Source organism: Nocardioides pantholopis, assembly GCF_003710085.1.
Taxonomy (GTDB): Bacteria; Actinomycetota; Actinomycetes; order Propionibacteriales; family Nocardioidaceae; genus Nocardioides; species Nocardioides pantholopis.
The window spans coordinates 673,471-687,801 of sequence record NZ_CP033324.1 but is presented as its reverse complement, the minus strand read 5'-3'; the positions used below and the strand labels follow the sequence as shown (position 1 = coordinate 687,801).

The window sequence follows — 14,331 nt, the reverse complement described above, 5'->3', positions numbered from 1 at the left end:
CCAGGGTAGCGACCGACCCGAGCTCACCAGCGGTCGTGCACAGCCGACCTGATCCGCTCCTCGTAGATCGCCCGGACGCCGTCGAGCAGCGCCGGGGAGAGCGGCGGCAGGTCGCCGGCCGCGGCGTTCGCCCGAGCCTGCTCGGGGTTGCGCGCGCCCGGGATCACGGTGCTGACGCCGGGCTGCTGGGCCACCCAGGCGAGGGCGACCTGGGCCGGCGCCGCCCCGGCCGGACCGTGCTCGCGCACCAGCGCGCTGAACGCGCGGGCGGCCGCGACGCCGTCGTCGTACGGCACGCCGGAGAAGGTCTCCCCCACGTCGAAGGCGCTGCCGTCGCGGTTGAACGAGCGGTGGTCGTCGGCGGCGAACCGGGTCTGCTCGTCGTAGCGGCCGGCGAGCAGGCCCGAGGCCAGCGGCACCCGGGCGATGATGCCCACCCCGGAGTCCGCGGCGGCGGGAAGCACCCGCTCCAGCGGCTTGAGCCGGAACGCGTTGAGGATGATCTGGATGGTGGCGACGTGCGGTCGGGCCAGGGCGCTCAGCGCCTGGTCGGCGGTCTCGACGCTCACGCCGTACGCCGCGACCGCGCCCTCCTCGACGAGGGTGTCCAGGGCGTCGTAGGTGGCGTCGTCGTCGATGGTGGCGCTGGGCGGGCAGTGCAGCTGCACGAGGTCGAGGGTCTCCACGCCGAGGTTGCGCCGCGAGCGGTCGGTCCAGTCCCGGAAGTTCGCCAGCGTGTAGCTCTGCGGCACCTGCTCGGCGCGCCGGCCCATCTTGGTGGCCACGGTGAGACCGGGGTGGTCGCGCAGGAACCGGCCGATGATCTGCTCGCTGCGCCCGTCGCCGTACACGTCGGCGGTGTCGAGGAACGTGACCCCGGCCTCGACCGAGGCCTCGAGCACGGCCCGGGCGTCGGCCTCGTCGACCTCCCCCCAGTCCGCGCCCAGCTGCCAGGTGCCGAGCCCGAGGGCGGAGACGTCGCGTCCGGTGCGGCCGAGGGTCCGGGAATCCATGGCCCCATCATGACCGGCCGCGATCCGCTGTCAATTTTGGCGATGCGTCGGCCGGGACGCCTGCGTTTGAGTGAAGCGTCCGGGCCGAGACCTCGAACATCCCTGGGAGGGGCCATGCAGTCACGATTGCTCGCGTCCGTCGGCGCGGCCGCGCTCCTGCTGGGTGCGCTCGTCCCGGCGGCGACGGCCGGTCACGGCGACCGGCCGGGCCACCACGGCGCCCACCCGCGCTACGACCTGCGTCCGGTCACGACCCTGACCGACGCCCGGGGGCTCGACGCGCTCGGCGGCGGCCGGAGCCTGGTGAGCGAGGGTGACGGCACCTTCAGCCTGGTCGTGGAGCGCCGCGGCCGCCCCGCCCGGGTCGTCGAGCTCGGGTCGGTCGCGCCGGGGTTCGCCCCCGCGGTGGCGCTCGGCCGGCGCGGCACTGTCTACATCCTCATCGGGGCCGGCGAGCCCGGCACCGGCGCCGCCACCCTGTACCGCTGGCGGCGCGGCTGGGACGAGCCGCGGCCGCTGGCCGACATCGGGGCCTACCAGGCGAGCGATCCCGACCCGACCAACCAGGAGGGGGACCCGGCGGAGAGCAACCCCTTCGGCCTCGCGGTGCTGCCCGACGGGAGCGCCGTGGTCGCCGACGCCGCCAACAACGACGTGCTCCGGGTCACGCCGACCGGTGCGATCAGCACCCTCGCCCAGCTCTCACCGCGCACCGTCGAGGTGCCCGACGGGCTGCCCGCCACGGATCCGGAGGGCAACCCGCTGCCGCCGGCCGGCACCCCGATCCCGGCCGAGGCGGTCGCGACATCGGTCGCCGTGGGTTCCCGCGGTGAGGTGTACGTCGGTGAGCTGCGCGGGTTCCCCGCCACGCCGGGCAGCTCCCAGGTCTGGCGGATCCGGCCGGGAGCCGCGGGCGCGACCTGCGACCCCGAGCGCCCCGACGCCGGCAGCTGCACCCGGGTCGCCGACGGCCTCACCTCCATCGTGGACCTGGCGGTCGACCGCCGTGGCACGATCTACGCGGCCTCGCTGTCGACGATGAGCTGGCTGCAGTGGGAGCTCGGAACCGAGGGCGCCGAGGTGGGCGGGCTGTTCCGGATCACGCCGCGGCCCGGACGCCCCGGCCGCGCCCGGGTGAGCGAGATCCTGCCCGGCAGGTTCGTGCTCCCCGGAGGCGTGGACGCCGTCGGCACCCAGGTCTACGTCCTGGCGCCGACGTTCGGCCCCAGCACGCTGAGCAGGCTGGTGATCAGGCACCGGCACTAGCCCGGCCGATCGCACCCTGGCGATCAGCCACCCAGACCCCGCGCGGCCGACGAACCCCGTACGTCGGCCGCGCGGCCTGTCCGGGCTCAGGCCTCGGGCGTCGGATCCGCGGTGCGGCCGGCGTCGGTGAGCCGCCAGACCCCCGGCCCGGCGGCCGCGAGGAGGCCGTCGTCCATGAGCGCCTTGCGCGCCTTGCGCGCCGCGGCGCGCCAGCGCAGCTCACCCTGCGGGTTGGGGTCCCGGTCGCCGGGCCGCAGCAGGTCGCCGATCCGCTCCTCGAGCCGCTCGAAGACGTCGTCGCCGGCCAGCTCCCCGCCGGCCTCCTGGAGCGTCGCCAGGATCGCCGGGCGCAGCTCCTCGGGCGCGGTCCAGCGCCGAGCCCGGGTGGGCGCCGGAGCCGGTGCCGACGCGCGGGTCCCGGGCACCCGGGGCGGCGCCTTCACCCGCGGCGCCGGGGCCGGCCGCTCGGCCGGCACCGGCTCGGGCCGGCCGTGCACGCACTGGCTGAACGGCAGGTCACACAGCTCGCAGTAGTCCCCGGGATCGGCCACGAGACGGAACGCTACCCGGCGCGGACGAGGCCCCCGCGCTCAGGCCGGTCCGCTGCCGGCCGGCGCGGTCCGCTCCAGCAGCACGATCACCTCGTAGTGACCGGTCTGCGGGAACATGTCGAGCACCCGGGCCCGGACCGGGCACAGCGTCGGCATGGCCGCCAGGTCCCGGGCCAGCGTGGCGGCGTTGCAGCTGGAGTAGACGACGTGCTCGACCGTCGAGGCCTCCAGCCACCCGGCCAGCTCGGTCCCGATGCCGCGGCGGGGCGGGTTCACGACGACGAGCTCGGGAGTGGGCTCGGCGCCGGAGAGCGCGAACGCCGTCGCGTCGCCGACGGCGAAGCGGACCCCGTCCAGCCCGGCCTCGCTCGCGCTGCGGGTGGCGCTGGCCACCGCCTCGGCGCTGGTCTCGACGCCGAGCACCCGCCGCCCGTCGCCGGCCCCGTGGAGGGCGAAGCCGCCCACCCCGCAGTAGAGGTCCCACATCGTCCGCGGCCCGACCTCCTCGATCCAGGCGCGACCCTGCCGGTACAGCGCGGCGGCGACCTCGGTGTTGGTCTGGAAGAAGCTCTGCGGGCGCAGGTGCAGGTCCAGCCCGTTGACCCGCATCCGCAGCGTCTCCTCCGCGGTGAGCAGCACCTCCTGCTCGCCCTCGAGCACGGCCTTGTGGGCGGGCTGGAGGTTCACCCCGGCGACCCGCAGCGCCGGCAGGTGCTCGCGCAGCCAGGGCAGGTGCTTGCGGATCCGGGCCAGCGACTCGGTGGAGCGGAGCACGAAGCGGACCATCAGCTCGCCCTCGGGCGAGGCGGTCACCAGCAGGTGCTTGAGCTCGCCACGGCGCGCCGGCACGTCGTACGGCGCCAGGCGGGCGCGGGTCACGAACCCGGCCAGCACCGGCAGCGCCGCGCGGATCGGGGCCACGTGCAGCGGGCAGTCGCGCAGGTCGACGCCGCCGCCGACCGGGTCGAGGATGCCCAGGCTCGGGGCGTCGACCGACCCGGCGACGACCATCTTGGCCTTGTTCCGGAACCCCACCTCGGCGCTGGTCACCGGCGGCAGCCAGGTGACCTCCGGCCAGGGGGCGAGCAGGTCGCGGCAGTGCGCCTGCTTCGCGCCGACCTGTCCGACGTACGGCTGGTCGAGCCAGGTGCAGGACCGGCACCGGCCGGCCTCGAAGTGGTGGCACTGCATGATGCGCGCAGGCTACTTCCCGCGGTTGCGCCACCAGATCGCGGCGTTGAGCACCGTCGCGAACCCGCACCACACGGCGTACGGCGTCAGCGCCGCGGCGGCCGCCCGGTCCTGGCGCGCGGCCTCGCGGACCAGCGCGACGTTCAGGGTGTCGAGCACCGCGATCACCGCGAGCCCCGAGGCCGGCGAGCGGGCGGCGAAGAACGCCCAGTTCCACCCGGCGTTCGCGGCGAGGTTCGCGGTGGTCAGCGCCAGCACCCGCCGGTCCTCGCCGGTGTCGCGGGCCCGGTCCAGGGCGCGGCCGGTGCCCCAGCCGATCAGCACGTACAGCGGGGTCCACACCAGCGGGAACGCGGCGCCCGGCGGCTGCCACGCGGGCTTGTCCAGGCGGCGGTACCACCGCGTGTCGGTGCGCACCCCGGCGCTGCCGACCGCGGCCGCCGCCGCGGTGAGGAGACCGGTGACGGCGTAGGAGCGCATGCCCCCACTGTGTCTCGGCTCCCCAACCGCGCGCGGCTCAGGTCCTGCTGGTCACCGTGCTGTCACTGGCCCGTGCGGAGCTTGTCGGAGTCCTGCTGCGGCTCGCGGCCCGCGGCGGCGGCCTCGTCGTGGCTGGTGCGGCACCGGTCCAGCAGCTCCATCAGCTCGGTCTCGTCGCGCACCATCGCGCGGTACTTCGGACCGAGCGCCACGATCTGGTCGCGCTCCTCGAGGAGCTTGGCGAAGATCCGCTCCCGCTCCGCGGCGTCGGCGGTGTACTCCGCGTCGAGGTACGCCGTGGCGTGCCGGCGGGCGTTGCCGATGGCCATGCTCGCCTTGCCCTTCTTGCTGAACAGCGAGGCCAGGACGGTGATCACCAGGATCCCGACGATGACCGAGAGCGAGAGTGCGGTGCTGATCTCGACGACCGTGACGTGCTCGCCGTCGTTGATGAACGGCACGTTGTTCTCGTGCAGGGCGTGCAGCACCAGCTTCACGCCGATGAACGCCAGGATCGCGGCCAGCCCGTAGGAGAGGTAGATGAGGCGGTCCAGCAGGCCGTCGATGAGGAAGAAGAGCTGGCGCAGGCCGAGCAGGCTGAAGGCCGTGGCGGTGAAGACGATGAAGGTGTTCTGCGTCAGGCCGAAGATCGCCGGGATCGAGTCGAGGGCGAAGAGGATGTCGGTGCCGCCGATCGCCACCATCACCAGCAGCATCGGGGTCATCACCCGCTTGCCGTTCTCCATCGTGAACAGCTTGTCGCCGTCGTAGTGGTCGCTGGTGTGCAGGAACCGGCGGGCGATCTTGATGATGAAGTTGTCGGCGCCCTCGGCCTCGTCGTGGTCGCCCTTGAGCATGTTCCCGGCGGTCAGCAGCAGGATCAGGCCGAAGAGGTAGAAGACCCAGGCGAAGGAGTTGATCAGCGCGGCGCCGACGAAGATGAAGCCGGAGCGGGCGATCAGCGCGATCACGATGCCGACGAGCAGCACCTTCTGCTGGTCCTCGCGAGGCACCCGGAAGCTGGCCATGATGATGAGGAAGACGAAGAGGTTGTCGACCGAGAGCGCCTTCTCGGTGATGTAGCCGGCGAAGTACTCACCGCCCATCGTCCCGCCGCCGAAGACCAGCACGCCGATTCCGAAGAGGATCGCGATGCCGACGTAGAGCGCCGACCAGATGCTCGCCTCCTTCAGCGTCGGCACGTGCGCCTTGCGGACGTGGAAGAAGAAGTCGAAGGCCAGCAGACCGAGGATGCCCACGACCGTGAGGCCCCAGACCCAGGTGGGCACGTCCATCAGATGCTCCTCACGTCGCGCAGGGTGGTGCGCTGGGGGCAGGCCGCGCCGCGGCGCCGGTCACTGGTACCCGGAAGCGGCCGGGAGGCCACGAGTCCGATGATGAGGCTCAACATTTCTCCTGAAGTCTGGACGTCAAGACTTCAACGGTCGGGCGCGCCGCAGCGTTCCCGACGGCCGGCTCGAAGGGCCTGGACCACCCTGAACCGCTCTGAAATGGAGGTGACCCCGCTGGCGTCTCGGGTCGCCAGCGGGGTCAAGTACGAATCTACGTGGCCTGCGTCTCCGCGCTACCCGAATAGAGGTTCCTTGAGGATTTCTTGAGCAAGGCCGTCCGGGTCAGGACCACCACGGCCGTCGGTCCCACTCCTCGCAGGCCTGGGTGGAGCCGCGCCGGACGCCCGCGCAGCGCGGCGCCTCGGGCGCCAGCTCCTCGCCGTCCGCGTCGTAGCGGCGCCGGCGCGCGGACGCGGTGAGCCCGTTGAGGAAGATCTCGCAGTCGCAGAACGCCCCCATCGAGCCCAGCCGCTCGCGCAGCGCCGTCGCCCGGGGCGCGCGCAGGTCGCGGAAGCGGAGCGCGAACCGGGGGGTCTCGTCGCAGCCGAAGTCGTCGAGCATCCGCAGCACGAAGCAGGCCAGGCACTCGCCGGGCCGCGGGGTGGTCAGCTCCTCGGCGAGCGCCTGGACCAGCCCCTCGGCCTCGGCGGCGATCGTGGTGTCGGTCATCGGGGTCCCCCTCGTCGTCGGTTCCCCCTGTCCTACGCGGCGCCACCGACAGCTCTCACGCGTCGCGGTCCCGGGCGGCGCCGTCGGGCGGGGCCTCGCGGGCGGGCCGCTCCCCCGCCATCGCCTCGAAGTAGCGCAGCATCTCGACCGGGAACGGCAGCACCAGTGTCGAGTTCTTCTCCGCCGCGACCTCGACCATCGTCTGGAGCAGCCGCAGCTGCAGGGCCGCCGGGGTGTCGGCCATCGCGGTGGCCGCGTCGGCGAGCCGCTGCGAGGCCTGGAGCTCGCCCTCGGCGGTGATCACCCGGGAGCGGCGCTCACGCTCGGCCTCGGCCTGGCGTGACATCGAGCGCTTCATCGACTCCGGCAGCGCAACGTCCTTGATCTCGACCCGGTCGATCTCGATGCCCCAGCCCGCCGCTGGGCTGTCGAGCATCACCTCGAGTCCCTGGTTGAGCCGGTCCCGGTTCGAGAGCAGGTCGTCGAGGTCGCTCTTGCCGATGATCGAGCGCAGCGAGGTCTGGGCGACCTGCGAGATCGCGAACCCGTAGTCCTGCACTTCGACGATCGCCCGCAGCGGGTCGATCACCCGGAAGTAGACGACCGCGTCCACCCGGACCGTGACGTTGTCGCGGGTGATCCCGTCCTGGGCGGGGACCGGCATCGTCGCCACCTGGATGTTCACCCGGGTCATCCGGTCGACGACTGGCACCAGCCGGGTCACGCCGGGCGGCCGCAGGTCCGGCTGGGCGCGGCCCAGCCGGAAGACCACGCCACGCTCGACCTGCTTGACCACCCGCAGGCTCGAGGCGCCCGCCAGCCCGCCGAGCGCGACCAGGGAACCCACGACGTAGAGCACGACGTCCATGACGACCTCCGAGAGGCTGAGGCGCAAGCCACCCTGTCGAGCGTACGCCGCGGCGCGGCGACCGGGCAGCGCCCGGGAGCGGGGCCGTCCCGGCCGGGCCTACCGGCGCCGCCGCAGCCGGCCGTACACGAACGGCCCGACCAGCGCGAGCGCCGCCACGCACCACAGGAACACCGAGAGCCGGGTGTCCACGAGCGCCGAGAGGTCGCCCTCCGAGATCAGCAGCGCCCGGCGCAGCTGGGTCTCGAAGAGCGGCCCGAGGATCAGCCCGACGATCGCCGGGGCGACCGGGACGTCGGCCATCGTCATCAGCACGCCGAGCAGCCCGATGACGTAGAGCAGCAGCAGGTCGGGCAGCCCGCCGCCGGAGGCGAAGGTGCCGAGCGTCGCGAAGACCATGATCCCCGCGTAGATCGCGTACGCCGGGATCTGCAGCAGCCGCGCCCAGACCTTCGCCAGCGGCAGGTTGAGCACCAGCAGCATCACGTTGCCGATGTAGAGCGAGGCGATCAGCGCGTAGACCAGCGGCCCGGACTCGGTGAACAGCTGCGGGCCGGGCTGGAGCCCGTAGGACTGGAACGCGGTGAGGATCACCGCCGCCGTCGCCGAGGTCGGCAGGCCGATGGTCAGCAGCGGCACCAGGACGCCGGCCGCCGCGGCGTTGTTGGCAGCCTCCGGGCCGGCGACGCCCTCGATCGCGCCGTGGCCGAACTCCTCGGGGTGCTTGGAGAGCCGCTTCTCGGTCGCGTAGGAGAGGAACGTCGGGATCTCCGCGCCGCCGGCGGGCAGGGCGCCGATCGGGAAGCCGTACGCCGTGCCGCGCAGCCAGGCGGGCCAGGAGCGGCGCCAGTCCTGGCGCGACATCACGGCCCGGCCGTGCAGCGGCGTGACAGTGCCGCCCCCGCCGCCCTTGAGCGCGTGCGCGAAGACCTCGCCGATCGCGAAGAGCGCCACGACGACGATCACCACGTCCACCCCGTCCAGGAGCGTGTCCACCCCGAAGGTGAGCCGGGCCTGGCCGCTCTGGGACTCGATGCCGATCAGCCCGATGGTGAGGCCGATCAGCAGCGAGGCGATGCCCTTGAGCGGGCTCGCCCCGAGCAGCGTGGCGACGGTGACGAAGGCGATCGCCATCAGCGCGACGTAGTCGGCGGGGGTGAATTTCACAGCCACGTCGGCGAACGGCTGCGCCACGAACGTCAGCAGCACTGTCGCGATCGTGCCGGCGACGAAGGAGCCGATGGCGGCGGTCGCCAGCGCCGGGGCGGCCCGCCCGGCGCGGGCCATCTTGTTGCCCTCCAGCGCCGCCACCATCGACGCCGACTCGCCGGGGGTGTTGAGCAGGATCGCGGTCGTCGAGCCGCCGTACATGCCGCCGTAGTAGACGCCGGCGAACAGGATCAGGGCGCCGGTGGGATCGAGCCGGTAGGTGATCGGCAGCAGCAGCGCGACGGTCAGGGCCGGCCCGATGCCGGGCAGCACGCCGACGGCGGTGCCGAGGGTGACGCCGAGGAACGCGAGCAGCAGGTTGGTCGGGGTGAGCGCGTCGCCGAACCCGTTGAGCAGCAGGTCGAGGGAGTCCACCTCAGAACCCCCAGGGCCCGGCCGGGAGCGAGATCCCGATCGCGGCGTCGAAGGCGAGGAAGACCAGCGCCGCCACGCAGAAGCCGGTGGCGAACGAGCGCAGCCGGTGCGGGGCGCCCAGCACGACAGCTGTGCACCCGAACAGCAGCGTCGCGGAGACGACGTACCCCAGCCAGGGCACCACGACCGCGAAGCCGAGGAGCACGCCGAGCAGCACGCCCATCCGCTTCCAGTCCTGGGCGGTGGTGTGCGCGGAGACCTCCCACACGCCCATGTCGCGGCGCCCGCGGATCGCGAGCAGCACCCCGACGAGGAACATCAGCGCGCCGACGACCCAGGGCGCGGTGGCGGCGCCGACGAGGTCGTCGCCGTTGTCCAGCCGCCCGGCCTGGACCAGCACGACCGCGCCGATCACGACCATCAGCGCGCCGAGGACCATCGTGGCCAGCGCCGTGCGCCGGTCGTCGGCGACGCCGAGCTGCTCGGCCTCCTGCGGGCCGACCAGGTCGCCGCGGACGTTGACCGACTCGTGGCGCCGGGACCGGCGGCTCACGAGACCCGTCCGATCCCGAGGTCGGCGACGACCGCGTCGACGCGCTCGATCTCCGCGGTCACGAAGGTCCGGAACTCCTCACCCGGGGCGAACGCGTCGGTCCAGCCCTCGCGCTCCAGCGCCTCGGCCCAGGCGTCGGTCTCGACCATCTCGGCCATCAGGTCCTCCAGCCCGTCGCGCTCCTCGTCGGTGAGGCCCGGCGGCGCCACCACCCCGCGCCAGTTGGTGAGCTCGACGTCGATGCCTCCCTCACGCAGGGTCGGCACGCCGGGCAGGGCCTCGCTCGGCTCGGCACCGGACACCGCGAGCGCCCGCAGCGCCCCGGCATCGATCTGCGGCTTGAGCTCCGAGACGCCGGAGAGCCCCACGGTGGCGCTGCCGCTGAGCAGCGTCGCGACGGCCTCGCCGCCGCCGGAGTGGGCGATGTAGTTGATCCGGCTGGCCTCCAGCCCGGCCGCCTGGGCGACCAGGCCGGCCAGGATCTGCTCGGCACCGCCGGCCGACCCGCCGGCCCAGGAGACCGACCCGATGTCGGCCTCGAGCGCGGCCACCAGGCCCGCGGGGTCGCGGATCCCGGAGTCGGCCGGCACCACGATCGCGAGCGGCTCGGTGGTCAGCTCGGCGATCGGGGTGACGTCGGTCAGGTCCACCTCGGGCTCGTTGGCAGCGATCGCGCCGACCATCACCAGGCCCATCACCATGAGCTGGTTGACCTGCCCGTCGAGCTGCGCGAACTGGCTCAGCCCGATCGTGCCGCCGGCGCCGCCCACGTTGTAGACCTCGCTGCGCCCGGTCAGGTCCTGCAGCGCACCCTGCATCTCGCGGGCGGTGGAGTCCCAGCCGCCCCCGGGGTCGGCGGGCGCCATCACCTGGAGCTGCCGGTCGCCGAGCAGGTCCTCGGCTGCCGACGAGGCCTCGTCGCCGGTCCGGGTCACCACGACCAGCGCGACCGCCAGCACCACCGCGAGGGCGTACGGCAGGAACCTCTTCACCCCTGCGCGATACCCCGTGACCCAGGTCACAAACGCCTGTCACCCCCGCACACCCCGGGACCGCCCCGGGGCGCGGTCGCTCAGCGCCGGGCGCTGAGCGCCGCCACGTCGGCGAGCAGGGTCGCGACGGTCTCCTCGGCGCACTGCCGGTTGGCCCCGATGCCGCCGGAGGGGCCGCGCTTGATCCAGCCCACGACGTACGCGCGCTCGGCCGCGCCGCCCACCACGCGGCCGGCCTCGTGCGGCACGGTGCCGGTCGCGTCGTCGAAGGGCAGGCCCGGGACCGGGGCGCCGCGGAAGCCGATGGCGGGGACCACGAGCCCGGCCTCGAGGGTCTCCGGGCCGGTGGGACGCACCAGCCGCACCCGCTCGGCGCGGCCCTCGCCCTCGATGGCCGCCAGCGTGGAGGAGAACGCCAGCACGACCCGCGGCCGTTCGGCCGGCGGCAGGTCGGCGAGCGGCTCCTCGGTGCGCACCACGTCGAGGTCGGGGTGGTGCTCGAGCTCGAGCATCTCGCTGTTGCTGTACGCCGCGTGCTCGGGGCCGCGGCGGCCCAGCAGGACCACCTCGCGGATCCGGCTGTCGCGCAGCGCGGCCAGGGCGGGACGGGCGATGTCGGTGCCCGCGAGCCGGTCGGGGTCGGTGAGCAGCACCCGGGCCACGTCCAGCGCGACGTTGCCGACGCCGGCGACGACTGCCCGCTCGGTGTCGAGCGGCACGCTGCGGGGTGCGTCGGGGTGGCCGTTGTACCAGCCGACCAGGCGCCGGGCCGGGACCACGCCGGGCAGCTCCTCGCCCGGCACGTCGAGGCGGCGGTGGTCGCTGGCGCCGACGGCGTACAGCACGGCGTCGTGATCGCGCAGCAGCTGCTGGTGGGTCACGTCACGGCCGACCTCCACACCGAGCCGGGTCTTCACCCGCGGGTGCTCGCGCAGGGCGGCGAAGCGGGACCCGATCCGCCGGGTCCCCGGGTGGTCGGGGGCGACTCCGAAGCGGATCAGCCCCCCGGCCTCGGAGAGCCGCTCGACCATCGTGACGCGCACGCCCGCGGTGACCAGCGCCTGGGCGGCGTACCCGGCCGACGGGCCGGTGCCGACGACCGCGACCCGCAGGTCGCGCGCGCCGGCCGGCGGCGCGGCCGGGAAGTGCGGCGGGCCCCACTCCTGCGGCTCGGTGCCGTCGTACCAGGCCGCATTGAGCGCGGCGTAGGCCTCCTCGGGCCCCCGCAGCAGGTCGATCGGCTTGACCGCGTCGACCGGGCAGGCGTCGGCGCAGGCGCCGCAGTCGATGCAGATGCGCGGGTCGATGTGCACCATCTCGGTGCTGCCGAACTCGCGCTCCTCGGGCGTGGGGTGGATGCAGTTGACCGGGCAGACCGACACGCAGGAGGCGTCGTTGCAGCAGGCCTGGGTGACGGCGTAGGCCACATCGGCTCCTAGAGCATGTGCACGCGGCGGTAGATCGCGCGTGCGGGACGGGTGAGCAGGCCGACCTCGGCGAGGAAGTCCATCAGGTGCACGCAGCTGGAGCGCATCATCGTCTGGTGGTGGGTGTTGCGGGCCGCCTCGGCCACGGCCCGGTCCGCGTCCAGGCCGGCGGCCGCGTACACGTCCCTGTTCACCATGTTCTTGACGATGACGTAGGCAGCGATCGCGATCACGGTGCTGCTGGCCCGTCGGCGGGCCGCGCCCGCGCCGGCCATCCGGTCGCGGATCTCCTGGCGGGCGAACTTCATGTGCCGCGACTCCTCGACCACGTGGATCTTGCTGGTCGTGCGGACGATCGGCAGCACCTCCTCGCCCCGCATCCAGTCGCGCTGCATGACGTCGAGGATCTCCTCGGCGACCAGGATCCCGCCGTACGCCTGCTCGGCCCCGGCGAACGACTTGAACAGCCGGGCCAGCTCCACGGCTGGCCGGGTGGGGAAGTAGGCGGAGATGCCCATCTTCTGGCAGGCACGGGCGAACATGATCGAGTGCCGGCACTCGTCGGCGATCTCGGTGAGCGCGAACTGGAACTCCGGGTCGGAGTAGTCGCTCACGTAGCGGTCGCGCAGCACCATCTGCTGCAGGATCATCTCGAACCAGATGCCGATGCTCATGATCGAGGCGACCTCGTGGCGGGTCAGCGTCACCCGCTGCTCGTGGCTCAGCTCCTGCCACAGCGGGGTCCCGTAGAGCGTGCTCCACTCCGGGTTGAGGCCGTAGTGGTCCGGCGAGAGCGGCGCGTCCCAGTCGACCTCGGTCATCGGATCGTAGGAGAGGGTCGCGCTGGACTCCAGGAGCCGGCGGGAGACGTCGGCGCTGGACTGCGCCTGGGGCGCGTGCTGCTGGGTGGCGGTCATGCGGATCACCTCCGGGTCGTGGGTACGACGCGTACCCCTAACTTTGAGCGTACGTCATGTACCCCCTACATGGAAGGCTTAGACTCGATTCCGTGTCCGCTTCTCCCGCTCCCGACGACGGCGCGCCCGACGGCCGCGCCGCCCGCTGGGCAGGGCAGCACGAACGCCGGCGGGCGGAGTTCGTCGACGCGGCCCTGGCCGCTATCGCCGAGCACGGACCCGACGTGTCCACCGAGCAGATCGCCCAGCGCGCCGGCGTCGCCCGGACCCGGCTCTACAAGCACTTCTCCGGCGCGGGCGAGCTGAACCGGGCGATCGCCGCTCGCGCTGTCGAGCTGGTCTCGGCCGAGCTGACCCCGCTGTGGGAGGCCTCCGGCACCCCGCGCGAGATCATCGAGGGCACGGTGGTCGCCCACCTCGGCTTCCTCACCGAGCACCGCAACCTCTACCGCTACCTGGTCCGGCACTCCGCCTCGGGCGCGATGGACGGCCACGACGCGGTCACCGACATCAAGGGCGCGATCGCGGGGCACCTGACCGGCCTGTTCGCGGAGTTCCTCAATGCCGCGGGCGCCGAGATCGGGCTCGCCGAGCCGCTCTCCCACGGGCTGGTCGGCTTCGTCGACGCGGCAGCCAACCGGTGGGTCGACTCCCCCGGCTCGCTGCCGCTGGAGCAGATGACCGAGTTCGTCTCCGGCTCGATCTGGGCGATCCTCGAGCACCAGCTGCGTGCCGTCGGCCTCCAGATCGAGCTGGACGAGCCGCTCTTCGGCTGAGCGCTCCTAGGCCGGCTGGTAGGACCAGACCTTCCCGGTGAAGGCCCGGCGCGCCGGCGCCCAGTCCACGGCCCGCGGGGGCCGGTCGTCCCGGGAGGTGCGCACCGAGACGGCGTACCGCCGCGACGGCCCGAGGCAGTCCGGCAGCAGCCGCACCACCGTGCGACGCCCGGCCATGCTGACCCGGGCGCAGTCGCGGTCGCTGATGTCGCGGCCGTCCCGGGTGAAGGAGCGGGCCCGGAACACGGCGTACTCGGAGAAGGAGTACGCGGTGATGTGCAGGTCGGGCGCCCGGTCGGCGTCGAGGTTGACCCAGACGTCGGTGGCGTCGCCGACCCGGACCCGCCGCGCGTGCTTCACGACGACCTTGGCCCGCGTGTTCGCGGCGGGGGCCGAACGGAGGGTGAGGGACCGGATGTCGTACGCCGCGCCGGGGTCCGCGGGGTCGGTGTAGGTCCGCTGGACCGGGGTGGCGGCGGCCGCCGAGGGGGCGGTCAGGACCCCGGTGGCGGCGACGAGTGCCGCCGCGGCGGCGGTCAGCCGGATCGGGCGGGACTGGAGGAAGGTCATGGGGGGCTCCGTTCGCTGGGTGCTGGGTGCTGGGTGCTTCCCGAGCCTGCCCCCTCAGCTGGCCCGGCGCATCCCCAGGACCGGTGCTTTTCCACAGCGGCCCCGGGCGCCCTTGCCGCCCC

15 protein-coding genes are annotated in these 14,331 nt (G+C 73.5%); 2 read left to right on the top strand and 13 right to left on the bottom strand.

All coding sequences use genetic code 11. The annotated features are described in order from the left end of the window. Positions 1-23: 23 nt before the first annotated feature. Positions 24-1,013, bottom strand: a complete 990-nt coding sequence (locus tag EBO35_RS03220) for an aldo/keto reductase (protein ID WP_122816451.1) — start codon at positions 1,011-1,013, stop codon at positions 24-26. Positions 1,014-1,127: 114 nt separating this feature from the next. Between EBO35_RS03220 and EBO35_RS03215 the strand changes: the two genes are divergently transcribed. Then, a complete protein-coding gene (locus tag EBO35_RS03215) occupies positions 1,128-2,279 on the top strand; it encodes a ScyD/ScyE family protein (RefSeq protein ID WP_164477779.1) in 1,152 nt (383 codons plus the stop codon). Positions 2,280-2,365: 86 nt separating this feature from the next. On the opposite strand, the gene EBO35_RS03210 is transcribed toward EBO35_RS03215, so the two are convergent. The 11 genes from EBO35_RS03210 to EBO35_RS03160 form a co-directional block, all read right to left on the bottom strand. After that, the gene (locus EBO35_RS03210) at positions 2,366-2,830 is read right to left on the bottom strand and encodes a hypothetical protein (RefSeq protein ID WP_122816449.1); all 465 of its coding nucleotides are present in this window, start codon (positions 2,828-2,830) and stop codon (positions 2,366-2,368) included. Positions 2,831-2,869: 39 nt separating this feature from the next. After that, complete coding sequence (gene rlmC, locus EBO35_RS03205; protein ID WP_122816448.1) at positions 2,870-4,021, bottom strand: 23S rRNA (uracil(747)-C(5))-methyltransferase RlmC; 1,152 nt, start codon at positions 4,019-4,021, stop codon at positions 2,870-2,872. 12 nt (positions 4,022-4,033) lie between these two features. Further along, positions 4,034-4,501: a TspO/MBR family protein gene (locus tag EBO35_RS03200; protein ID WP_122816447.1), complete on the bottom strand. Its 468-nt coding sequence runs from the start codon at positions 4,499-4,501 to the stop codon at positions 4,034-4,036. A 62-nt stretch (positions 4,502-4,563) separates the two neighbouring features. Beyond that, complete coding sequence (locus tag EBO35_RS03195) at positions 4,564-5,796, bottom strand: TerC family protein (RefSeq protein WP_122816446.1); 1,233 nt, start codon at positions 5,794-5,796, stop codon at positions 4,564-4,566. Positions 5,797-6,135: 339 nt separating this feature from the next. Beyond that, positions 6,136-6,522 (bottom strand): DUF2695 domain-containing protein, encoded by a 387-nt coding sequence (locus EBO35_RS03190; RefSeq protein ID WP_122816445.1) that lies wholly within the window; start codon positions 6,520-6,522, stop codon positions 6,136-6,138. 55 nt (positions 6,523-6,577) lie between these two features. Next, positions 6,578-7,390 (bottom strand): slipin family protein, encoded by an 813-nt coding sequence (locus EBO35_RS03185; protein ID WP_122819237.1) that lies wholly within the window; start codon positions 7,388-7,390, stop codon positions 6,578-6,580. Between the two features lie 99 nt (positions 7,391-7,489). Next, positions 7,490-8,974, bottom strand: a complete 1,485-nt coding sequence (locus EBO35_RS03180; protein WP_122816444.1) for a tripartite tricarboxylate transporter permease — start codon at positions 8,972-8,974, stop codon at positions 7,490-7,492. Between the two features lies 1 nt (position 8,975). Then, complete coding sequence (locus tag EBO35_RS03175; protein WP_122816443.1) at positions 8,976-9,527, bottom strand: tripartite tricarboxylate transporter TctB family protein; 552 nt, start codon at positions 9,525-9,527, stop codon at positions 8,976-8,978. After that, positions 9,524-10,519 carry a Bug family tripartite tricarboxylate transporter substrate binding protein gene (locus EBO35_RS03170; protein WP_206422648.1) on the bottom strand — a complete coding sequence of 332 codons (996 nt, stop codon included), beginning with the start codon at positions 10,517-10,519 and terminating at the stop codon, positions 9,524-9,526. The genes EBO35_RS03175 and EBO35_RS03170 overlap by 4 nt, the downstream gene beginning before the upstream one ends. Positions 10,520-10,599: 80 nt before the next feature. Next, positions 10,600-11,946 carry an FAD-dependent oxidoreductase gene (locus tag EBO35_RS19850; RefSeq protein WP_122816442.1) on the bottom strand — a complete coding sequence of 449 codons (1,347 nt, stop codon included), beginning with the start codon at positions 11,944-11,946 and terminating at the stop codon, positions 10,600-10,602. An 8-nt stretch (positions 11,947-11,954) separates the two neighbouring features. Continuing rightward, entirely contained in the window at positions 11,955-12,863 is a 909-nt protein-coding gene (locus EBO35_RS03160) for an AurF N-oxygenase family protein (RefSeq protein WP_122816441.1), read from the bottom strand. Between the two features lie 92 nt (positions 12,864-12,955). Between EBO35_RS03160 and EBO35_RS03155 the strand changes: the two genes are divergently transcribed. Then, positions 12,956-13,639 (top strand): TetR/AcrR family transcriptional regulator, encoded by a 684-nt coding sequence (locus tag EBO35_RS03155; RefSeq protein ID WP_241153839.1) that lies wholly within the window; start codon positions 12,956-12,958, stop codon positions 13,637-13,639. Between the two features lie 6 nt (positions 13,640-13,645). Here EBO35_RS03155 and EBO35_RS03150 read toward each other — a convergent pair whose 3' ends face one another. After that, entirely contained in the window at positions 13,646-14,209 is a 564-nt protein-coding gene (locus tag EBO35_RS03150) for a hypothetical protein (protein WP_122816439.1), read from the bottom strand. Positions 14,210-14,331: the final 122 nt, after the last annotated feature.